This is a genomic window from Bacteroides sp. 1001302B_160321_D4 (genome assembly GCF_015667765.1).
Lineage (GTDB): Bacteria > Bacteroidota > Bacteroidia > Bacteroidales > Bacteroidaceae > Bacteroides > Bacteroides xylanisolvens.
In genome coordinates this window covers 1-21,325 of sequence record NZ_JADPLO010000072.1, presented here as the reverse complement: position 1 = coordinate 21,325, position 21,325 = coordinate 1, and the positions used below count along the sequence as shown (strand labels likewise).

At 39.0% G+C, this 21,325-nt stretch carries 18 protein-coding genes, 2 tRNA genes and 1 pseudogene; 6 read left to right on the top strand and 15 right to left on the bottom strand.

Annotation, left to right across the window (positions count from 1 at the left end; translation table 11 throughout):
* Nucleotides 1-33: 33 nt before the first annotated feature.
* The 4 genes from KFO40_RS21770 to KFO40_RS21755 all read right to left on the bottom strand — a co-directional run bounded on the left by KFO40_RS21770 (nucleotide 34) and on the right by KFO40_RS21755 (nucleotide 2,575).
* A tRNA-Lys gene (locus KFO40_RS21770) sits at nucleotides 34-106 on the bottom strand.
* 32 nt (nucleotides 107-138) lie between these two features.
* A tRNA-Lys gene (locus KFO40_RS21765) sits at nucleotides 139-211 on the bottom strand.
* An 89-nt stretch (nucleotides 212-300) separates the two neighbouring features.
* Entirely contained in the window at nucleotides 301-1,104 is an 804-nt protein-coding gene (locus KFO40_RS21760) for an MBL fold metallo-hydrolase (RefSeq protein WP_004316193.1), read from the bottom strand.
* 82 nt (nucleotides 1,105-1,186) lie between these two features.
* Complete coding sequence (locus KFO40_RS21755; protein ID WP_211146791.1) at nucleotides 1,187-2,575, bottom strand: peptide MFS transporter; 1,389 nt, start codon at nucleotides 2,573-2,575, stop codon at nucleotides 1,187-1,189.
* A 96-nt stretch (nucleotides 2,576-2,671) separates the two neighbouring features.
* Here KFO40_RS21755 and KFO40_RS21750 point away from each other — a divergent pair, with 96 nt between their 5' ends.
* The gene (locus KFO40_RS21750) at nucleotides 2,672-3,094 is read left to right on the top strand and encodes a BT0820 family HAD-type phosphatase (RefSeq protein ID WP_004316432.1); all 423 of its coding nucleotides are present in this window, start codon (nucleotides 2,672-2,674) and stop codon (nucleotides 3,092-3,094) included.
* Nucleotides 3,095-3,218: 124 nt separating this feature from the next.
* Here KFO40_RS21750 and KFO40_RS21745 read toward each other — a convergent pair whose 3' ends face one another.
* Nucleotides 3,219-3,467, bottom strand: coding sequence for a DUF6965 family protein (locus KFO40_RS21745; protein ID WP_015531160.1), 249 nt, complete (start codon nucleotides 3,465-3,467; stop codon nucleotides 3,219-3,221).
* Nucleotides 3,468-3,628: 161 nt separating this feature from the next.
* Here KFO40_RS21745 and KFO40_RS21740 point away from each other — a divergent pair, with 161 nt between their 5' ends.
* The 3 genes from KFO40_RS21740 to KFO40_RS21730 all read left to right on the top strand — a co-directional run bounded on the left by KFO40_RS21740 (nucleotide 3,629) and on the right by KFO40_RS21730 (nucleotide 5,267).
* Nucleotides 3,629-4,078 (top strand): DoxX family protein, encoded by a 450-nt coding sequence (locus KFO40_RS21740; RefSeq protein ID WP_004316430.1) that lies wholly within the window; start codon nucleotides 3,629-3,631, stop codon nucleotides 4,076-4,078.
* Between the two features lie 93 nt (nucleotides 4,079-4,171).
* The gene (locus KFO40_RS21735) at nucleotides 4,172-4,723 is read left to right on the top strand and encodes a DUF3332 domain-containing protein (RefSeq protein ID WP_004316429.1); all 552 of its coding nucleotides are present in this window, start codon (nucleotides 4,172-4,174) and stop codon (nucleotides 4,721-4,723) included.
* Between the two features lie 91 nt (nucleotides 4,724-4,814).
* Entirely contained in the window at nucleotides 4,815-5,267 is a 453-nt protein-coding gene (locus KFO40_RS21730; RefSeq protein WP_211146790.1) for a hypothetical protein, read from the top strand.
* On the opposite strand, the gene KFO40_RS21725 is transcribed toward KFO40_RS21730, so the two are convergent.
* Complete coding sequence (locus KFO40_RS21725; RefSeq protein ID WP_008022444.1) at nucleotides 5,221-7,530, bottom strand: BamA/TamA family outer membrane protein; 2,310 nt, start codon at nucleotides 7,528-7,530, stop codon at nucleotides 5,221-5,223. The genes KFO40_RS21730 and KFO40_RS21725 overlap by 47 nt on opposite strands.
* Nucleotides 7,531-7,673: 143 nt before the next feature.
* Here KFO40_RS21725 and KFO40_RS21720 point away from each other — a divergent pair, with 143 nt between their 5' ends.
* Entirely contained in the window at nucleotides 7,674-8,438 is a 765-nt protein-coding gene (locus KFO40_RS21720; protein WP_195564861.1) for a TrmH family RNA methyltransferase, read from the top strand.
* Here KFO40_RS21720 and KFO40_RS21715 read toward each other — a convergent pair.
* The 5 genes from KFO40_RS21715 to ileS all read right to left on the bottom strand — a co-directional run bounded on the left by KFO40_RS21715 (nucleotide 8,389) and on the right by ileS (nucleotide 14,505).
* On the bottom strand, nucleotides 8,389-8,775 hold the full coding sequence (locus tag KFO40_RS21715) for a hypothetical protein (RefSeq protein WP_195564862.1): 387 nt from the start codon (nucleotides 8,773-8,775) through the stop codon (nucleotides 8,389-8,391). The genes KFO40_RS21720 and KFO40_RS21715 overlap by 50 nt on opposite strands.
* A gap of 5 nt (nucleotides 8,776-8,780) precedes the next feature.
* Complete coding sequence (locus tag KFO40_RS21710) at nucleotides 8,781-9,857, bottom strand: DUF4296 domain-containing protein (RefSeq protein WP_211146789.1); 1,077 nt, start codon at nucleotides 9,855-9,857, stop codon at nucleotides 8,781-8,783.
* Entirely contained in the window at nucleotides 9,847-10,503 is a 657-nt protein-coding gene (locus tag KFO40_RS21705; RefSeq protein ID WP_004295884.1) for a lipoprotein signal peptidase, read from the bottom strand. The genes KFO40_RS21710 and KFO40_RS21705 overlap by 11 nt, the downstream gene beginning before the upstream one ends.
* 97 nt (nucleotides 10,504-10,600) lie before the next feature.
* Nucleotides 10,601-10,981, bottom strand: a complete 381-nt coding sequence (locus KFO40_RS21700; RefSeq protein ID WP_004295883.1) for a TraR/DksA family transcriptional regulator — start codon at nucleotides 10,979-10,981, stop codon at nucleotides 10,601-10,603.
* A 35-nt stretch (nucleotides 10,982-11,016) separates the two neighbouring features.
* A complete protein-coding gene (gene ileS / locus KFO40_RS21695) occupies nucleotides 11,017-14,505 on the bottom strand; it encodes an isoleucine--tRNA ligase (RefSeq protein WP_211146788.1) in 3,489 nt (1,162 codons plus the stop codon).
* Nucleotides 14,506-14,715: 210 nt separating this feature from the next.
* On the opposite strand from ileS, the gene KFO40_RS21690 reads away from it, so the two are divergent.
* Nucleotides 14,716-15,765: a DUF2776 domain-containing protein gene (locus tag KFO40_RS21690; protein WP_087318091.1), complete on the top strand. Its 1,050-nt coding sequence runs from the start codon at nucleotides 14,716-14,718 to the stop codon at nucleotides 15,763-15,765.
* Between the two features lie 98 nt (nucleotides 15,766-15,863).
* On the opposite strand, the gene KFO40_RS21685 is transcribed toward KFO40_RS21690, so the two are convergent.
* The 4 genes and pseudogenes from KFO40_RS21685 to KFO40_RS21670 form a co-directional block, all read right to left on the bottom strand.
* The gene (locus KFO40_RS21685; RefSeq protein ID WP_008647925.1) at nucleotides 15,864-17,402 is read right to left on the bottom strand and encodes a carbon-nitrogen hydrolase family protein; all 1,539 of its coding nucleotides are present in this window, start codon (nucleotides 17,400-17,402) and stop codon (nucleotides 15,864-15,866) included.
* 144 nt (nucleotides 17,403-17,546) lie between these two features.
* A complete protein-coding gene (locus tag KFO40_RS21680) occupies nucleotides 17,547-19,337 on the bottom strand; it encodes an erythromycin esterase family protein (protein ID WP_211146787.1) in 1,791 nt (596 codons plus the stop codon).
* A gap of 76 nt (nucleotides 19,338-19,413) precedes the next feature.
* On the bottom strand, nucleotides 19,414-20,535 hold the full coding sequence (gene glf / locus KFO40_RS21675) for a UDP-galactopyranose mutase (RefSeq protein ID WP_211146792.1): 1,122 nt from the start codon (nucleotides 20,533-20,535) through the stop codon (nucleotides 19,414-19,416).
* 47 nt (nucleotides 20,536-20,582) lie between these two features.
* Nucleotides 20,583-21,325, bottom strand: a pseudogene (locus tag KFO40_RS21670) (hypothetical protein); the annotation flags it as partial.

Genomic DNA, 21,325 nt, shown 5'->3' with positions numbered 1-21,325 from the left:
AAAATAAGGAGGTAAAAACCTCCTTTTTCCTAGTACACCCTCAGGGACTCGAACCCTGGACCCATTGATTAAGAGTCAATTGCTCTACCAGCTGAGCTAAGAGTGCAACATATTATTTTTATTGCAACCTTGAATTTGTACACCCTCAGGGATTCGAACCCTGGACCCACTGATTAAGAGTCAGTTGCTCTACCAACTGAGCTAAGAGTGCTTAATTCCTCGTTTGCGGTTGCAAAAGTAGGTCTTTTATTTTATTTGACCAAACAATCATGCAGCTTTTTTACTATCTTTTTTTCGTCTTTATTCGAACACATAAAGCTCGGAAGGCGTATTTCGCTTTAAAGCAAGTAGTTGCACATCTTTACCTACAAGAATACCTTTGTTCTTTAATTTCCATTCCACCGTTTTATAAGCTAGCTCCGGATGATTATTGTCTTTACTCAAATGACACAACCAGATATAGCGCAAATGTTCAGTGATATTTTCCGCTAAAAACTCCGCAGTATCAGAGTTACTCATGTGGCCGGTCTTACTTGCAATCCGCTCCTTCAAATATTGAGGATAAGGCCCCATTTTGAGCATTTCCTCATCATAGTTAGCTTCAAGTATCAGATAATGGGCCTTACTGATATAATGGGCAGCTGTAGGAGTAATTTCTCCAAGGTCCGTTAAGAAAGAAAAGACTTTGCCGTCGATTTCAATGCAGTACCCCACATTGTCCGTTCCATCATGCGGCACTTCAAAAGATTCGATATGGAAATCCTCCAAAGTCATCGGCTCTTGCTTTTCCAGGTAACGAACTGACGAACTCAATTTCTCCGTCATACAATAGCTACGATTAATTCCAGCATGAATACGTGCGGTTGTATAAACAGGAATATTCAATTTTTCTCCCAGATTACCCACAGCTTTGATATGGTCAGCATGATCGTGCGTTATAAATACCGCACGAATACTATCCATCAAGATATTATAATCTTTCAGTGTTTTTTTGATAGTACGTATGCCGATTCCGGCATCTATCAGTATTCCATAGGTTTCAGTACCCAGATAATAACAGTTCCCACTACTGCCACTCGCCAGGCTTATAAATTTTACTTTCATGTTTTATCCTCTTTATTAAAATGCAAAATGCCGTCAACTTTTACAGCAAAGTGACGGCAAATATACATAAAAAAGAATAGAATTACCGAGAAGATTCCTTCTTTTTGTCGATGGATTCGGTGATTTTCGCAAATAATAGTAGCGCTACAGCGGCAATCAGGCCAATAGCAGCAAAGTAATACCATATATAATGGGCATTTGCGCTAGCTGCCTCCCATGCCGCCCATGTCTCGAACAAAGCAGGATCCGGACAGTATTTGGTGAGCAAAATTCCCGCCAGACCAAAACCAAAGATGGAAGAAAGAAAGGAATGTAAATGACTGAATCCTAAATACATTCCTTCTTCGCCTTTAGGAGCCTGCAAAGAGAAATACTCCAGATAACGCGGCGAAATAAAACATTCGGCAAGTGCCTGTACCACTATACCTGCAATCATCATCAGGGTAATATTGCTCATGCCTGTAATAAGATCATTTCCCAGCAAATTTCCACATGCCATCAGCAACGCCGAAAAAGGAATCAAAAACATTCCCACATTCATCGAAGTAATCGCACTGCGTTTTGCCATCAAACGCGTGATAAAGCTAACGCAACAAACCACCACAAAAGGATTCACATTAGCAATCCATCCCGGTTTCGCCGTCTCGCCGGCCAACCGGATCACATATTTAGGCATAGTGGCGTAAAGTTGCTGTTGCACCATCCAGAACCCTGTAACAATCAGAATAAGAATCAATAAACGCCAGTTGGTGATGATGCGCATAAATCCTTGCCCAATCTCACGGAGACTTTTTCCTTCACCAGCCGTGTGCGTTGATTTATAAAGGAGAATAACAGCAAGCAAAGCAATAATTGTCATCGCACCGGAGAAATAATTAATATAGATATATGCCTGCTCACCAATGACATTACGCAAAGGATCAATAATTGTTTTACCGGTAAAAGCACCTACATTTACCATCATATAAAAGATGGAATAACCACGCGCACGCGTTGCCTCCGTTGTTTCTTTGGCCACAGATGCAGAAATGATGGACTTAATAAAAGATCCTCCCACCATAAGTACAAACAAGACCGGCACAATAATCCACCGGGTATAGCTATCGGGCAAACCATTAAATTGAGTAGTGACGCCATAACTAACCAAGCCGGCAGCTTCCAGCAAAGTGGGCAATACTCCCAATCCTAAATATCCGACAGATAATAAGGAAAATGCTATAATCATTGACTTCCGGAAACCTATCTTATCAGCATAAGCACCGGAAAAAATAGGAAGCAGATATAACCCGCCAGAAAAAAGCCCGGAAATCATACTTGCTTCAAAATCATTAAAACCTAAAATGGAAGATAGATAAATAGTGAGAACGATGAAAACGGCATAGTATGCCATACGCTCAAACAGTTCGACTGTGTTGCTGACCCAAAATGCTCTCGTAAAGCCTTTAGCAGCACGCTGAGGGGAATTGTTCATGTATTTATTAATTTATTAAAATGTTAATTTGAGACAAAGATACGTTTTTTTGGCTTACTGTCCGTATCTTTGTTCAAAATTAGGTAATTAAAAACTATGATTATAGCTGTTGATTTTGACGGAACGATTGTAGAGCATCGTTATCCACGCATTGGTGAAGAAATTCCATTCGCTGTTGACACATTGAAGTTATTGCAACAAGAAAAGCATCGTTTAATACTATGGAGTGTGCGTGAAGGGGCACTTTTGGACGAAGCTGTCGAATGGTGCAAAGCCAGAGGTTTAGAATTTTATGCCGTTAATAAAGATTATCCTGAAGAGCAAAAAGGCCATCAGGGATTTTCACGAAAGTTGAAAGCTGATATGTTCATTGACGACCGGAACTTAGGCGGTTTGCCGGATTGGGGAGTCATTTATGCAATGATTAAAGAGAAAAAGACGTTTGCAGATGTCTATGGCCAAAACGGAGAAGAGGAAAAAACGCCATCAAAAAAGAAAAAAAGATGGCTGCCTTTCTAATAAATAGATAAATAGCAAGCCGACAGATATACAAAAAATAGATGATGCACTCTTATCCGACATGATTAAGAGTGCATTTCTATATGATGAAATAACTTATCTCCCAACATGGAACGGCCATTTACTACGATTCTTTGTTTTCCCACTTTTCCCTGAACTCCCATAATTGCTCAATAGTAGGATAAAAAGTCGGATTTTCCCAGTTTTTGGAAATCATAGCAATCAACGATTCCAAATACGATTTACCATCAATAATTGTAGTACATTGATTGACCTGATATCTTTCAGTTGGATAATTCTTTGTTTCGATCATCTTTTTTGCCCAGTTCAATAACTCCTGAACAGCTTCATTGTCATAAGTATGTTGCGCCATATCTTTAGAATTTTCCACAAAGATACAAAGTTTATTTATTCATAAACAAGGAATAACCGAAGAACTGGCAGAGATTCTACAAGTTGTACTATCAGCAAAGAACAATTTCAATATTTTTTATGTTTATATAAATAAAGATAAACTTAAAAATAGAACGACTTATGATTTATGATTTCTTATTCCCCACAAAATCGAATACAACAAAAGTGTCTTTGTTGCTATTGGCTGTCCGGATCATCTTCGGCATATTATTAATGAACCACGGTATCCAAAAATGGAGTAGTTTCCAAGAGTTGTCAACTGTATTTCCTGATCCGCTTGGAATAGGAAGTCCCCTGTCTCTCGGATTAGCTATTTTTGGTGAACTTGTGTGTTCAATGGCATTTATTGTAGGCTTCTTGTATCGCTTAGCCATGATCCCGATGATTTTCACGATGATAGTAGCTTTCTTTGTAGTTCACGCAAATGACGTATTTGCTGTTAAAGAACTAGCTTTCATTTATTTAGTGGTATTCATATTGATGTATATTGCCGGTCCGGGTAAATTTTCAATAGACCATATCATAGGAAACGAATTGTCAAGACGAAAATCAAGAGCATACAAAAATTAGAAATAATCCCCCTGATTAATTAAAAAATATTATATTTGCATACTTGTATGAGAGAAATTATCAATATTTTTTATTAATCAAAAATGTTTTAACATGAAAAGAGGGAAACTGACTTTAGTCGCAGTAGTGCTTAGCGGTAGCTTATTATTCAGTTCTTGTGTAGGATCATTCAGTTTATTCAACCGCCTGTCTTCTTGGAATCAATCAGTTGGAAACAAGTTTGTAAACGAACTCGTATTCCTTGCTTTCAACATTGTTCCGGTTTATGGCGTAGCTTACCTGGCTGACGCTTTAGTTATCAATTCTATCGAATTCTGGAGTGGTTCCAACCCGATGGCTAATGTAGGTGACGTAAAGAAAGTAAAAGGAGAGAACGGCAACTACATGGTGAAAACTCTTGAGAATGGATATTCTATTACTAAAGAAGGCGAAACTGCTTCAATGGATTTGATCTACAACAAAGAAGCTAACACATGGAACGTCGTTGCAAACGGTGAAAGCGCTGAATTAGTAAAAATGAACAATGACGGCACTGCTGATTTGTTCTTACCGAATGGCGAAAAGATGAATGTAACGTTAGATGCTCAAGGCATGCTGGCAGCACGCCAAGCTACAATGAGCAATCTTATGTTTGCCGCCCGCTAAAAATTAAAAGAAATACGAAGGAGATGAAACTACTTATTGAAGTTTCATCTCCTTTTTCAATCTCATCTTCCATCCAGCATCTTTTTATACTATGAATAAACTATATACACTTATCTATTCTGTCCTAATATTCACTTGCCTGTCCTGCCAGCAACAAACTCCCCAAACTCAAATAGAACAAACAGCTATAGATTTCTGCGAAGCCTTTTATAATTTCAATTATCCGGGCGCCAAAACATGGAGTACTCCTTCTTCCCTGTCCTATCTTAGCTTTTTAGCGTCTAATGTACGGCAAACTCATCTGGATCAGCTCAAGGCACGAGGTGCTGCGAAAGTTTCTGTTATATCCAGTAAGATAGATGCTAATTCAGAGGAAGCAACGGTTGTTTGCCAAATAAAAAATACATTCGTCATTAATCCTGTTGAAGGAAAAATAGAATATATGAGCTCTCTGCAAGATACCCTCCAATTTGTAAGAGAAAATAATAAATGGCTGGTTAGAAAGGATATCCCACAGCAAAATGGAAAGCAAAGTCACGACTAAATTTAGGATGAATAATCGGGAAATGTTCTTTCTTCGTTTCATAGGCGGGATTGACAGCTTTCATACCTCCATCAAAACGAAGGATAAAGAAATCTAAATCCAGGCGAAGCCCTAGTCCATAGGCCACGGCTATTTGCTTATAAAACTTGTCAAACTTGAAAACTCCTCCCGGTTGGTTGGCATAACTCCGGATGGTCCAGATATTACCCGCATCAATAAATGCCGCTCCCTGAAATTTCCAGAATAATTTGCTTCGGTATTCAATGCTGGCATCCAGCTTAATATCTCCCGATTGATCGAGCAAATTTCCATTTCCGGCAAAAGAACCCGGTCCCAAATCGCGAACAGCCCATCCGCGAACACTATTGGCTCCACCGGAGAAGTATTGTTTCTCAAACGGAATCGTTTTTGCATTTCCATAAGGTACAGCTATTCCTACACCGGCATGAAACGCAAAAGAGTTACGATGATCGATTCTGATATTCTTGGCAAAATCAAACTCTCCTTTCAGATATTGAGCATAAGGAATTCCCAAAATAGCGTATTCACCATTACTATTCTTCCGAATATTGGTAGCCTTAGACAGGGCATACATTATATTTCCCGCCGACTCGAAATTAAAACGGATGGAGTATGAATTAGAAGCAATCGTATTGTTGATAATAGATCCTCCCACGCTATTATAATTATAGCTATATCCCATATTTACAATCAATCGATTCTGATAATTATACTGGAAAATATGGTTCTGTCCTTTATTAATATAGTCTTCTTTAAACCTGTCAGAGATACGAGGCAAATATAGAAAAGCAATATTAATCAAATCAATACGGTGTTGTATCTTCTGACGTTGCGTCCACTTGTAGCTCCAATTGGCAGAAGCCATCGTACGCAGGAATTCCGGGCGCAACTGATAATTATACTGCAAACCAAACTCTGTTGTCGCCCTGATTTTCCGTTTAAAATCAGAGGAAATGAAAGGGAACAGGAAATTAGGGAAGTTGATACTCGTTTCCACCCCGTACTCTGTATAGTTATTATTCGAATAACCTGCCTGAAGTCCGGAAATGACTTCATACGCTCCACGGAATTTTATCATAAAAGTTTCCGATCCGCGAAAAAGGTTCCTGTTCTGGAAAGAGACGGAAGCTGCCGCTCCCAAGTCACCGGCAGAATTAGTTCCCTCTACCTCGAAAGCCACTGATTTATGTTTGCTCTTGGTCAGCATCACATAGCAATCGAGCATCGTTGAATCTCCTATTTGAGTCTCAATAAAACGGATATTCGTATATTTCAATGCCGATAAACGTCCAAAACTGGAATAGGTCTGCTGCACATCGCGCTCATTATACAGATCACCGGAAGCAAACCGAAGGTTATCCGTAAGAACTTTAGGACGCAAATAGAGTTTATCCTTATAGTAAATCGGATATCCCTTATAATGAACCGAATCATTGATGTCCACACTGCTCATTGCCGAGGACTGCAAAACATCATAATCCGTAATAAAATTAATCTTATTGATCCAATACTGTCGATGTGCTCTTGCCGAATCATTCGCATGAGCTTTATACATCTGCAAATGTTGAGTCAGATCTACATTATAAGTATTACGAACAGTGTCGGCAGTATATCCAATATAATCCTTATTAAACTTATAGTAACCATTCCGAAGTAACTTATTCGTGATACGTTGCCTGTCCGCATCCAATACATTCACATCAAAATACATTCCTTCCTTCAGCAAACTTCTGGCAGAATCCTGTTTGAGAAGCGCAGCTATTTTAGGATCATAAATATCATATTTGATAGATTGAACAACGTATGGCTTGCCTGCCGTTACGTCATAATAGACTTTGATCTTTTTCTTTTTTACTTTGGTCGAACGTTTCACTGTTGCCGCCATATATCCCATATTATGCACAGCCTTAGTGATCTCTTCTTCAGAACGTTGTGCTTCGTCCTCGCTATATATTACGGGAGCATCCCCAATTCTTCTCAAGAACTTATTCCCCCATTTGGTCGAATCACGCCCCGATAGATTATATACATAAAGTTGGGTCTTTATCAGACTGAACCACTTGGCATTAGGATTTTGGCGAACATACATGCGCAAGGAAGAAGGCCGTATATTTTTTTGGTCCGTACGAATTTTAACTTCATCCAGCAGATAAGATCCATCCGGCACAAACTTAGTGGTAGTACACGAAGCAAGTGACAAGACAGCAGCAGAAGCAAGCAAACAAAGAAAATTTCTCCTCATACGGTTTTACATCGATAGCATGAAAAATGCGCCTACAAAGATAAATTATATTTTCCGACGGGGAAAATAATTTAAGAAAAAGACGAAGAAAGTAAGGGTAGATTGGAAATATCTTTATAGCTTTGCAAAAGAATATCAAATCTATGGCATCATTAAGTAAAAACAAAATAAAGTATATCCACTCGCTGGAACTGAAGAAAATACGTAAAGAAGAGCGGGTATTTCTGGCTGAAGGTCCTAAATTGGTAGGTGATTTACTCGGACATTTTCCCTGTCGTTTTTTAGCAGCCACTCCCTCCTGGCTTCAGGAGCATCCGGGTCTTGACGCAAGTGAACTGGTAGAAATTTCACAAGAAGATCTTTCACGGGCCAGTTTATTGAAAACTCCCCAACAGGTACTTGCCATTTTCGAACAACCACAATATACTTTGGATCCGGAGGCAGTTCGTTCATCACTTTGCCTTGCATTGGACGATGTGCAGGATCCCGGAAATCTGGGTACCATTATCCGTCTGGCCGACTGGTTTGGCATCGAACATATTATCTGCTCGCAGAATACAGTAGACGTATATAACCCTAAGACTATACAAGCCACTATGGGTGGAATTGCCCGGGTGAAAGTACATTATACTTCCCTCCCCGATTTTATCCGGTCGCTCGGAGATACTCCTGTGTTCGGTACGTTCCTGGATGGAAAAAACATGTATGAACAACCATTAACGGCCAATGGCTTGATCGTAATGGGAAATGAAGGGAATGGCATAGGGAAAGAGGTAGCCACATTAATCAACCGAAAATTATATATCCCCAATTACCCGGCAGGCCAAGAGACATCCGAGTCTCTGAATGTAGCCATTGCTACCGCAGTAATCTGTGCCGAGTTCCGTCGACAGGCTGCATGGAAGTAAAATCAAAAGGATAAAACAAATAAGGAAATAAAGCTTCCCTCTTCTTTTCTGCTTCCTGCAGATACTCATTAAAACATTGGGAAGATTGATTCGAAACACTGGGAAGATTGATTTGAAACACTGGGATGTTTTTTAAAATTATCCCAGTGTTTTTTATTTCTTCCACCTGACTTTCAGAAAGCAGCACAATCACTCCCGGCATCCATTCAACCGATTCAATCTCTTCGGTCAATGGGAACACACCTCGGACAACTCCTTCGTCAGTGATCTCCACTACCTGCTGCTTCATATATCCGACGGCAGGTATCAGCAAATAATGAGAAGCAAAGCGTTTCATTACAATCAGTTGTTTGAACGTCTTTGTTGCTGCTTCCTGCGTTGATTCATCTGGCGTTCTTTTCTTTGCTCTATCCGTTCCTTTTGGATATGCTGTTCCACCTGAATCTGCTCCGGCTTCTTCTCACGATGAGTTCCCGTACGACGACGGTTCATCTCTTCCGGTGTCAGACGCTGAATGTCATCTTTATTCTTGTCTATGATCTTATGTAAAGAGTCGGCATTTTCTTTAGTAGCTATCTTTTTCAAAGAATCCGCTTTCAATGCTTCTATCTTATTCAAAGAATCGCGTACGGCAAATGCGAGCGTATCCGTACAATGATAACGAGTCATCATGAAGCGGTCGGCCAATACTGCTCCGCCTTTTTCCTGGCTATCCATCGGATAATAAATGAAACCTTTTATTTCTTTCATCGCACCTAATGTGTCTGCAAACAAACGAATTTGTTGCACACCCAGTTCAGTCACCGTTTTCCAATGATTGATCGTATCTTTTTCATAAATCACCTGCATAGCCATAGTGACACCTCTTAAAGAGTCGGCAAGTATCGGTTCTAGGAAACGATACCGCACTTCCCATACCAGTGTATCCCGGTCTTTGTAGTTAGAGTCGGTCGGCAAAGTAAATACATATTGATTATCCATCATTTCACCGGTCAGACGTACCATACGCTGCCACGGCCAGACATCGATGCTATCACCCTGCTTGGTCATTTTCGGTTTCTTATCACGCTTGGCTATCAGGTCGCCAACAAGTTCCTGTTCGTCTTTCAAGCGTTTTTTCACCTTATCATAAATTTTCGATAAAATCTCTGTGTTACGGGTATACCAAACCATGGATGAGTCAAATGCAGCTTGTGTAGTCCCGTATTTCTTGAAAACGGCGTCGATATACAATGCTTTCTTATAGTTCTCACTATAAGGCAAATTATCTCCCATAGACTTTGCCACATGATAATCATACAGCAAATTCTCCATCTTCGATTCCGAGATTACATCACTGGGTCTTTTCACTTTACACCCGGCTACCGCAAAAACGAACATGCAGATGAGACACAGATGAAACCGAAATTTATTTTTCATGATCCGTAGCTTCCTTTTTATCTTTATCCAGCGAATGATAAGACTCATTCAAATATTTACTATAAAAGAGTAACAAGGCAATGATACCGCAACTGATAGCGGCATCCGCAAAATTAAAGATCGGACTAAAGAATATAAAATGCTCTCCACCCACAAACGGCATCCATGTAGGCCAGTTTGTATCTATAATCGGAAAGTAAAACATATCCACCACTTTTCCGTAAAACCAGGTAGAATATCCACCACCTTCGGGCATGAAACTAGCAATCTGCGAATGAGTGCTTTCATTGAAAATAACTCCATAGAACACGCTATCTATGATGTTCCCCAAAGCACCGGTCAGAATAAGAGCCACACAGACGATATAACCTGTTTTAAACCCTTTCTTTATGATTTTATAGAGATACCACCCTATCAATGCTACCGCAACAATGCGGAATGTTGTCAGGAATAACTTGCCGAAGATTTCCATACCGAAAGCCATCCCGTTGTTTTCGGTGAAATAGATATAAAACCAATCGGTCACACGTATACTTTCGTGCCAGTACATGTGAGTTTTAATCCAGACCTTGATGATCTGGTCAATAATCAATACGGAAAAGATAACGAGAAGGGCAATTCTCCCCTTCGTGAATAGTTTCTTCATGTGTTTATTATAAGTTAAACATAACGAGCTACAAGTGCCGTGCGTAAACTTTGCGCAGCTACTTGTAGCTCGTTACCTGTAGCCTACTTGCTATCTGTTATTTTTTACCACTGTTCTTTGCTTCAATGCTTAATGTAGCATGAGGAACAGCACGCAGACGTTCTGCCGGAATCAACTTTCCGGTTTCACGGCAAATGCCGTACGTTTTATTCTCAATACGTACCAAAGCAGCTTGTAATCCTTGGATAAACTTCAGCTGACGTTGTGCCAGTCGGGTCGTTTCTTCCTTGGAGAGCGTATTAGCTCCTTCTTCCAATACTTTATACGTAGGAGATGTATCGTCGGTATCATTACCGTCCAGTCCCATCAAACTTTTCTTCAACTGTTCATAGTCACGTTGTGCCAATTCCAGTTTCTCCATAATAATGGCACGGAATTCCTCGAGTTCCGCATCCGAATATCTAGTCTTTTCTGCCATAACTTTACAATTTTAAAAGGTTAATCAATATAGTATTAGTCTTTTATCACGTTCACAAACAATGAGAAGTCGTCAAACTCCAGCATTGTTCCGTCTTTCACTTCATCTACAAGTTCAAGAGATGTGCCTAAAACCTGGTTACAAATATAAGTATTATATTCATTTACCGCATCATCTGTTTGCGTATTTTTCGAGATTGTTATTTTTATTTTGTCTGTAATCTCGAAGCCGCTTGACTTACGTATATTCTGAATACGGTTCACCAGTTCACGAGCAATACCCTCGCGACGCAGTTCTTCGGTAATAGTCACTTCAAGCGCTACTGTCAGTTTACCTTCGTTGGCAACCAACCATCCCGGAATATCTTCACTAAAGATCTCGACATCTGATGCTTCAATAACAGCTTCCGCACCATCCAGATTTAATGTATACTTTCCGTTTTTCTCCAATTCACCGATGGCTTCCTGTGACATTTCTGCAACAGCAGCAGCTACTGCTTTCATTTGCTTGCCAAATTTCGGGCCTAGCTTTTTAAAGTCACATTTCACTTTTTTCACCAATACACCGGCTGCACCATCAACGAATCTGACTTCTTTTACGTTCACTTCATTCATAATCAGGTTCTTCACAGCTTCGATATGAGCTTTCTGCTCTTCATCTACCACCGGAACCATGATACACTGTAGCGGTTGGCGTACCTTGATATTCACCTTGCGGCGCAATGCCAACACCATAGATGTAACATCCTGTGCCATTTGCATGCGGGCTTCCAGTTCCTTGTCTATCATTTCTTCCTGATATTTCGGGAATTCGGCAAGATGGACAGAAACTACATTGTCGCGTCCTGTTGCCGTAATCAAGTCAGTATACAACCGGTCTGCATAAAACGGAGATACAGGAGCCATCAGTTTGGCAACTGTTTCGAGACAAGTGTACAATGTCTGATAAGCAGACAATTTATCCTGTGTAAATTCACCACCCCAGAAACGTTTACGATTCAGGCGAACATACCAGTTGGACAAATTATCATTCACAAAATCAGAGATCAAACGTCCTGCCTTTGTCGGTTCATATTCATTATAGCATGTATCTACCTCCTTTATTAATGTATTCAATACAGACAAGATCCAGCGGTCGATCTCCGGACGTTCTGCCATCGGTACATCCGCTTCTTTATACTCAAATCCGTCTACATTCGCATAAAGCGCAAAGAATGAATACGTATTATATAAGGTACCGAAGAATTTACGGCGAACCTCTTCCACTCCTTCAACGTCAAATTTCAGGTTATCCCACGGAGAAGAATTGGTAATCATGTACCAACGCAACGGGTCGGAACCATACTTTTCAATCGTAGTAAACGGATCGACAGCGTTATTCAAACGCTTAGACATCTTGTTACCGTTCTTATCGAGTACCAAACCGTTAGAGATAACAGCTTTGTAGGACACGCTGTCAAATACCATGGTAGCGATAGCATGCAAGGTAAAGAACCAACCACGAGTCTGGTCTACTCCTTCTGCGATAAAGTCAGCCGGATATACCTGACGGTTATCCAACAGTTCTTTATTTTCGAACGGATAATGGATCTGTGCGTATGGCATAGCACCCGAATCGAACCATACATCAATCAAGTCTGATTCACGCTTCATCGGTTTGCCGTCTTTCGATACCAATATGACGTCGTCTACATAAGGACGGTGAAGATCAATCTTATCATAATTTTCTTCTGAATATTGACCCGGCACGAAACCTTTATCCTTGTATGGATTGGATTTCATAAATCCGGCAGCTACCGATTTCTCGATTTCATTATAAAGTTCTTCTACAGATTCGATACATATCTCATCCGTATTATCTTCTGTACGCCAGATAGGCAATGGAGTACCCCAATAACGAGAACGGCTAAGGTTCCAGTCATTCAGATTTTCCAGCCACTTGCCGAAACGGCCGGTTCCGGTAGATTCCGGTTTCCAGTTGATGGTTTTATTCAATTCCATCATTCGCTCCTTGCAAGCGGTAGAACGGATAAACCAGCTATCCAATGGATAATAAAGTACCGGTTTGTCTGTACGCCAGCAGTGCGGATAGTTGTGGACATGCTTTTCTATCTTGAAAGCCTTGTTGTCTGCTTTCATCATCATGGCAATGACAATATCCAAGGATTCGGCAGCTTGCGCAGCTTTCTCATCGTATTTGCCATCCACCATAAATTGAGGATCATAAGCATTTTTCACCCATGCACCCTGATATTCTTTGTATTTATCTACATCAACACATTCTTTTACGAAATTCTCATCCAGCTCATTCAACAGATAGAATTTACCAGTTAAATCCACCATCGGACGAGTTTCGCCTTTCTTATTAATCATGAAAAGTGACGGGATTCCTGCAGCACGTGCCACATTCGCATCGTCTGCACCAAATGTAGGTGCAATGTGAACGATACCTGTACCGTCTTCTGTCGTTACATAATCACCCGGTATCACACGGAAAGCCTTATCACTAGGCTTCCAGTTGCCATCTTCGGATACCTCAACCGGTTTCACCCAAGGGATCAACTGCTCATATTCCATACCGACAAGATCAGTACCTTTATATTCGGCAATCACTTTAAACGGTACAAGTTTATCTCCGGCTTTGTAGTCCTCCAATTTCAGATCAGCAGCTTTTGCATTGAAATGTACATTCAATAAAGCTTTTGCCAGAACAACCGTGATAGGTTCTCCGGTATAAGCGTTGTAAGACTGTACAGCCACATAGTCAATCTTCGGTCCCACACAAAGAGCCGTATTTGAAGGCAATGTCCATGGAGTAGTTGTCCAGGCGATAAAATAAGGAGTTCCCCATTCCATCATTTCCGGTTTAGGATTCTTCATTTTAAATTGGGCAACGGCCGTTGTATCTTTTACATCCCGATAACAGCCCGGTTGATTCAACTCATGTGAGCTCAATCCTGTTCCTGCAGCCGGTGAATACGGTTGGATCGTATATCCTTTATACAACAATCCTTTTTTATGCAGTTGCTTCAATAGCCACCATAATGTTTCAATATAGCGATTATCATACGTGATATAAGGGTGCTTCATATCCACCCAATATCCCATCCGATGAGTCAGGTCTTCCCACTCCTTGGTATATTTCATCACGTCTTTCCGACAAGCCGCATTGTAGTCGGCAACAGAGATTTTCTTACCAATATCTTCTTTTGTGATACCTAATGCCTTTTCTACACTTAGTTCCACAGGCAGTCCGTGCGTATCCCATCCGGCTTTACGCTTCACCTGATAACCCTTCATCGTTTTGTAGCGACAGAAAATGTCCTTAATGGTACGAGCCATTACATGGTGAATACCCGGCATACCATTAGCCGAGGGAGGTCCTTCGAAAAACACGAACGAAGGACAGCCATCACGTTCTGTCATACTCTTGGCGAAAACCTGGTTCTCGTCCCATTTCTTCAGCACATCTTTGTTCACCTGCGAAAGGTCAAACTGCGAATATTCAGTAAATCTCTTACCCATAGCTGTCTACGATTTTACTATTTACAATTTACAATTTGAGGGGTATCCCCATTTTTAAGGGTGCAAATTTACAAAAACATTTGTTTAGTTGAGCAAAAAGCTAGGACTTTTAATCGGATTCGTGTGAAGTTAACGATTATAAACCGCCTACAGCCTAAACAAAACAGGTATCTCCTTGTTTTAGTGGGAAACCTAAAAGCACTTTAACTTATGAATTACGGTATTAGCATTTTATTCAGAGCAATCCCTTTGGCGATGGCTATTTTTTGCTTCGGATACGGAGCGTTCATTTATGGTTATGGAGATGACGGGAGTCGTGTTGTGGCCGGTCCTGTTGTGTTTTCACTCGGTATGATATGCATTGCACTGTTTTGCACGGCTGCCACTATCATCCGGCAAATCATACATACTTATAATAAATCGGCCAAATACGTTTTGCCGATTATAGGCTATCTGGCAGCCATCATTACTATTATTGGAGGTATCTGCATTTTCAGTAATGCCACTTCCACCTCTGCATTTGTTGCAGGACACGTTATCACCGGCGTTGGATTTATTACCACTTGTGTAGCTACCGCCGCCACCTCTTCTACCCGATTCTCTTTAATTCCGAGAAATTCAAAAACGACAAGTAATGAAGTTCCGGAAGGAGCTTTTTCCCTTAATCAGAGACGGGCATTGGTCATTGTTGCCATCATCGTTTCGCTGATCGCATGGATATGGGCATTTGTATTATTAGGCAACAGTCATTCTCATCCTGCTTATTTTGTCGTGGGGCATGTAATGGTCGGTCTGGCATGTATTTGCACCAGTTTGATTGCGCTGGTAGCTACCATAGCACGTCAGATACGTAATGATTATTCAGAAAAAGAACGGAACAAATGGCCGAAACTGGTTTTATTAATGGGATCTATCTCTTTTGTATGGGGATTATTCGTGATTTTGGCAGATTCCGGAAGTGCAAACGGTACCACCGGATATATTATGCTCGGGTTGGGGTTGGTATGTTACAGTATTTCCAGCAAAGTAATCCTGCTGGCTAAGATATGGAGGCAAGAATTCAAATTGGCCAACCGTATTCCTATGATTCCGGTATTAACGGCATTGGCTTGTCTGTTCCTGGCGGCTTTTGTATTCGAGCTTGCTACTACACATGCTGATTATTTTATTCCGGCACGTGTTTTGGTAGGTCTCGGAGCTATTTGCTTTACGCTATTTTCTATCGTTAGTATATTGGAGAGTGGCACGTCTTCCAAATAGAAAAGTATTCTATCAAAAGGGCGTCACTATATGCCCCGGATAGTGACGCTATCCAAGGCATATAGTGACGCTATCCGGACAGCATAGCGTCACTCTTTTTATTTCTTGTATCTCACCTCATACAGGTCATTCCTGCGGTCTTTCAAGTTGCGTACACTACCATAAGTATGCAGCTCGTTCAGCAAATCCAGATCAACATCCGATACCAAAATCATTTCGGTGTTAGGAGTTGCCTCCGCCCTCTTTCCGTCCGTTGGAAAAGCAAAGTCGCATGGAGTAAATACCCCCGATTGTGCATATTGAATATCCATATTGTGCACACGGGGAAGATTTCCGACACTTCCGGCAATGACCACAAAACATTCATTCTCGATGGCACGTGCCTGCGCACAAACACGAACACGAGAATAGGCATTCTGGGTATCTGTCAGGAAAGGAACAAATAATATCTGCATTCCCTGATCTGCCATCAGGCGGGAAAGTTCGGGGAACTCGACATCATAGCAAATCAAAACTCCAATCTTTGCACAGTCCGTGTCAAAAGTATTCAGAAGTTTACCACCATTAAGTCCCCAACTTTTTATTTCATCGGGAGTGACGTGTAATTTTTCATACATTTCGTAGGTTCCATCCCGCCGACAAAGGAAACCTACATTATAAAGTAGCCCATCCTCTTTTACGTATGGCATACTTCCGGTTATAATGTTAATATTATAGCTAATAGCCAGATTCATAAACCGTTCCCGAATTTCATCCGTATATTTTGCCAATCCGCGAATGGCTTGCGATTCCCCCTTATCGTTATACTTCGACATCAAAGGAGCATTGAAATATTCCGGGAAAAGAACAAAATCACTTTTATAATCGGATACTGCGTCCACAAAGAATTCTACTTGTTCGAACAGGTCATCCAACGTTTTATAACTACGCATCTGCCATTGAACTAAGCCTACACGAACCGTAGTTTTGGGACTGATATATTCCTGTGTAGGTGGCTGATAATAGATATTATCCCACTGGAGCAAACAAGCATAATGTTTTGATTCTTCATCATTTGGCAGATAATTAGTCATTACCTTACGAACGTGAAAATCATTCGACAACTGGAAAGTAAGTACCGGATCATAAATCTCGCGTTGACGTACCCGTTCTATATATTCTTTCGGACGCATTTTGTCAGCATATTTATGATAATTCGGGATACGTCCGCCAAACATGATCGCTTTCAGATTCAATGTTTCGCAAAGCTCCTTACGATATTCATACATACGACGTGCGAGACGCAAACCACGATAGCCCGGGTGGATGAATACTTCAATGCCATACAGGATATTTCCTTTGGGATTATGTGTATTGAATGTTTCCTTACCCGTAACCTGTGCATACGTATGGTCGTTCTTTACTTTATCATAATCAACAATAATAGAAAGAGCACAACCAACTATTTTATCGTCAACGACTGTGACGATCTGACCCTCCGGAAAGATTTTAATCAACTTCTGAATCTGCTCACGAGTCCAAAATATATCGCTACCGTCAGAATAAACGCGGGTAAACGATTGGGATAACTGTACATAATCTTCTATTTGCAGATTGCGTATCTGCACTTTATTAATTTTTATCGGATGCTGTTCCATAACAATACGTGTTTTATAAAAGATAGTGCAAAGGTATAGTTAATCCTTTAATTGTGTTTTGAAACCAAGAAAAATTAATAATGTATTATGCAAATAAGGTGTTCAACCGACGTCACTTTTCATGTACCTACATATCACTTAAAATTATTGATGATCATTTATACTTTCTAAAAATTTTAGTCTTCGCTTGTTTCTTATTGATAAAGTCGCTCTAATTTCATCAACAGATTTTATCTCCTTTTTAATATTCTCATTTTCATACTCCTCTTTGATAAAAAGCATCCCTTTATAACGTTGATATAAATTGTATGGATAAAACTCCTGTATAGTATGCTTATCTCCTTTATATCTAGATAGTACTATTTTATTAAAAAAAGTCGACATAGGGAAATAGCATACATTACTTTCTTGCTGATTTAAGAAAAGTTCAATACTTCCAACAGGAGGATGTTGCAAATCTTTTTCTTTTTCATTATACTGCCAATCATACACAGTTGCACTACCTTTACCTATTAATATCAGTAAAGGGATGTAATCATTCGAATATTGTTTCTTCATATACATGCCAAAAGGATCACAATGTACAGCAGGAAATGTTGAAACCGGATTGACATGTACATTATGTGCATAAACAATACTCTTCATAGCAACAGGAACTGAAAAATATTCTAATAAAAATTTCGTATTCACAAACATTACTGAATCGCGACCTACAAATCGATTTACTCTCTCTGTTCCCATTTTCAGAGAAAGAGTTAGAATATGTAATATGCACTCTATCTCATCCTCTGTAAGCAAATTTCGAATTTTAGTTTTGTGGGATTTAAGATAGTCAATTGCTTTATTCCAATCTTTTTCCATCAGCAAACTTAATAACATATTAACTTCATATATCTTTTGTTTCTTATTTAAATGCATTATAAAATCGAAAATATCCATTGCTGAATTTTGATCTGCTTTCCACGTACTATTATAGTCTATACCTAATAAACACACCTTCTCTTTTGCCGTTTTACTAAAATTATGTAATCTCAATTCATTTATAAAATTTAGACTTTGGATATCAATAAACGCTGTTTCAATAGAATCAAGCATGAACTTACTATCCGTCACATACCTATTGTAAACAAGAGACATTTCCATAGGCATTTCCCAAAGGACTAGCTTGTACCCTCGTTTCTTTACACTTTCCATAATTAATCGATAAGCAAGATTACGAACAGAACTATTTCCATGTACGGATTCTCCTATGGCTATAATCTTTCCATTTTTCATTATATCTATTTCTCCAAATTCGTAATCAGTATTCAAAGGAATAAAATTGATATTCTTATTAGTTGGTAACTTCGGAAGGATCAAAGGGTATTCATTTATATTTTTATTGCCAATCATAATATCCAATTTAGAATATGCGATATATGCTTCCTTATTAATTTTTCCTTCAGCCCGAATCCTTATATTCAATAGGTTAACTCCAATCAATGGTATTTTCTTCGATACCTTGTTTAGTAAATGTCCCGAAGTAACTTTCACAGTATCTGAAAATATATATTTTTCTTCACTATTTATCCCATCTAATATAATAAAGATATTTTCAAGATTCTCTCCTTTGCTTTCAAATATCACCTGTCCTTCCTTCTCATTATTATTAGGAAGCACAATCCGTTGTTCTATTTCTGTACGAAGACGGTCAGATTGAAATCCTTTAAAATATTTTTCCGCTAATAACCTTCTCCCTGATTCCTCGATCAGATAAGGTACTGCACAACCAAGATATGCTGCATTCTGTATCCATGGATATTCAGTCGAAGAATTAGTACCTATCGAAAAATGTAAATTATATACATCACTATAGCATTTAGAGACTGGTTGAGCTACACAGGATAAAGTGCAAACACAAATAAAAATTAATATGAAATATTCTTTCTTCCTCATTTGGTCTATAACTTTTTTTGAATAAAAATCTACAATAAATTCAACAGATTAGTATAATATCAGTAAAATATACCTTTCAGTACATATGATTTTTATGATTTATCTGTGAAATTAATGCTAATGCTCGTTCTATTATTACATCCATATTATAATATTTATATTCCGCCAACCGTCCTCCAAAATATACACTATCCTGTTGCTGGGCTAATTCACGATACTTATTATATAGTATCATATTTGCGTCACTATTTATAGGGTAGTAAGGCTCTGCTCCCATCTGGCATTCGAAAGGATATTCTTTCGTTATCACAGTATATGGTTGCTGCCCAAACTCAAAATGCTTATGTTCTATAATACGAGTGTAAGGAGTAACTGAATCCGTGTAATTTACCACTGCATTTCCTTGAAAATTAGGCGAATTCTCTAATAAACAAGTCTCAAACTTCAAACTTCGGTATTCCAAAGTACCATAGCAGTAGTCAAAATAGCGATCAATTTCTCCTGTATATATTATTCTATCTGCTACATTATCAAAGTACTTCTTATTAGATAAGTAATCAACTTCCAACAGCACATCGCTCCGTCTTAACATTCTCTCAATGATTGGAGTATATCCCCCAATCGGTATTCCCTGATACCTGTCATTAAAATAATTATTATCAAAAGTGAAGCGTATTGGCAATCGTTGGATGATAAAAGCTGGTAGTTCAGTCGCTGGTCTTCCCCACTGTTTTTCTGTATACCCTTTAATCAATTTTTCATAAATATCTTTCCCCACTAACGATATCGCTTGCTCTTCCAGATTTTTAGGTTCGATAACACCAGACTCCTGTCTTTGAAATTCAATTTTTGCTAAAGCGTCTATCGGTGTAGTCACTCCCCATATTTGATAAAATGTATTCATATTAAAAGGCAGGCTATAAAGTTCACCTTTATAATTAGCCAATGGAGAATTTGTGTATCTATTAAATTCTGAAAATGAATTAATATAATCCCAAACAGTTTTATTATTTGTATGAAAGATATGAGCACCATATTTATGAACGATAATATCCCTGACTTTTTCAGTATATACATTCCCCCCAACATGGCTACGTTTATCTATAACCAAGCATGAACGTGAACTTCGTGTTAACTGTTCGGCGATAACAGAACCATATAGTCCACAACCTATTATTAAATAATCATATCGCTTCATCATATCTATCATTTAACATTTGTGTATCCTTTATGATTTCCTCCATTCTATGTATCATTATCCTTATACCATATAATATCTTTCAATTTCTTAATATAGTCATCACTATTCAATATTCCACACTCGCCAAATAAACAATACAGACGAATAAAACCTCTATCTTGTTTTTGGATAATTAAAGCTTTGCAATAGGGATATGCGTCCCAAAATTCTTTTCTTTCTTGCTTATACTTTTCCTCTCCCTCTTTATACATTCCATAATTACCACTATCTATTGCTATAATCGGAATTGAATAGACAAAAAGAGAATCTGAATTGAACATATATTTACTAATATCATGTGGAAAGACTTGAATATCTTCTATTTTCTCCCCACTCATATAGTATCTATGTCTTTGATTAGGGCTATATATACTATAATCAATAAAGGACTTGCATTGCACTTCACTCATTATATCAGGATGCTCTTTCTTATATTTAGAAAATAATTCCTTTAAGCTATTATTCGCTATCTCCTGACTACGAGTTATCCGAATAGAATCTTCCGCAGTAAATAAAACTGGAGGCTGAAATAGAACAATACAATTTTGATCTTTTGATTGGAACATACACATAGAAAGTGTTGCTAATAAAAGCCTTTTAGAATAATCTAAATTCGAGATAGAATCACATTCTTCAAAATAGGAATTAGCTTTCATAAGTATTCCCGATTTTTTTAATAATTCTTCACTATTGAATAAATTGTTGTTCCTTATGGTTATTACCTCTCCTAATTGAATCGGATTTTGAG

Coding starts and splice junctions, on each gene's coding strand:
- KFO40_RS21760 (WP_004316193.1), bottom strand. CDS start 1,104: ATGAAAGTAAAATTTATAAGCCTGGCGAGTGGCAGTAGTGGGAACTGT.
- KFO40_RS21755 (WP_211146791.1), bottom strand. CDS start 2,575: ATGAACAATTCCCCTCAGCGTGCTGCTAAAGGCTTTACGAGAGCATTT.
- KFO40_RS21750 (WP_004316432.1), top strand. CDS start 2,672: ATGATTATAGCTGTTGATTTTGACGGAACGATTGTAGAGCATCGTTAT.
- KFO40_RS21745 (WP_015531160.1), bottom strand. CDS start 3,467: ATGGCGCAACATACTTATGACAATGAAGCTGTTCAGGAGTTATTGAAC.
- KFO40_RS21740 (WP_004316430.1), top strand. CDS start 3,629: ATGATTTATGATTTCTTATTCCCCACAAAATCGAATACAACAAAAGTG.
- KFO40_RS21735 (WP_004316429.1), top strand. CDS start 4,172: ATGAAAAGAGGGAAACTGACTTTAGTCGCAGTAGTGCTTAGCGGTAGC.
- KFO40_RS21730 (WP_211146790.1), top strand. CDS start 4,815: ATGAATAAACTATATACACTTATCTATTCTGTCCTAATATTCACTTGC.
- KFO40_RS21725 (WP_008022444.1), bottom strand. CDS start 7,530: ATGAGGAGAAATTTTCTTTGTTTGCTTGCTTCTGCTGCTGTCTTGTCA.
- KFO40_RS21720 (WP_195564861.1), top strand. CDS start 7,674: ATGGCATCATTAAGTAAAAACAAAATAAAGTATATCCACTCGCTGGAA.
- KFO40_RS21715 (WP_195564862.1), bottom strand. CDS start 8,775: ATGAAACGCTTTGCTTCTCATTATTTGCTGATACCTGCCGTCGGATAT.
- KFO40_RS21710 (WP_211146789.1), bottom strand. CDS start 9,857: ATGAAAAATAAATTTCGGTTTCATCTGTGTCTCATCTGCATGTTCGTT.
- KFO40_RS21705 (WP_004295884.1), bottom strand. CDS start 10,503: ATGAAGAAACTATTCACGAAGGGGAGAATTGCCCTTCTCGTTATCTTT.
- KFO40_RS21700 (WP_004295883.1), bottom strand. CDS start 10,981: ATGGCAGAAAAGACTAGATATTCGGATGCGGAACTCGAGGAATTCCGT.
- ileS (WP_211146788.1), bottom strand. CDS start 14,505: ATGGGTAAGAGATTTACTGAATATTCGCAGTTTGACCTTTCGCAGGTG.
- KFO40_RS21690 (WP_087318091.1), top strand. CDS start 14,716: ATGAATTACGGTATTAGCATTTTATTCAGAGCAATCCCTTTGGCGATG.
- KFO40_RS21685 (WP_008647925.1), bottom strand. CDS start 17,402: ATGGAACAGCATCCGATAAAAATTAATAAAGTGCAGATACGCAATCTG.
- KFO40_RS21680 (WP_211146787.1), bottom strand. CDS start 19,337: ATGAGGAAGAAAGAATATTTCATATTAATTTTTATTTGTGTTTGCACT.
- glf (WP_211146792.1), bottom strand. CDS start 20,535: ATGAAGCGATATGATTATTTAATAATAGGTTGTGGACTATATGGTTCT.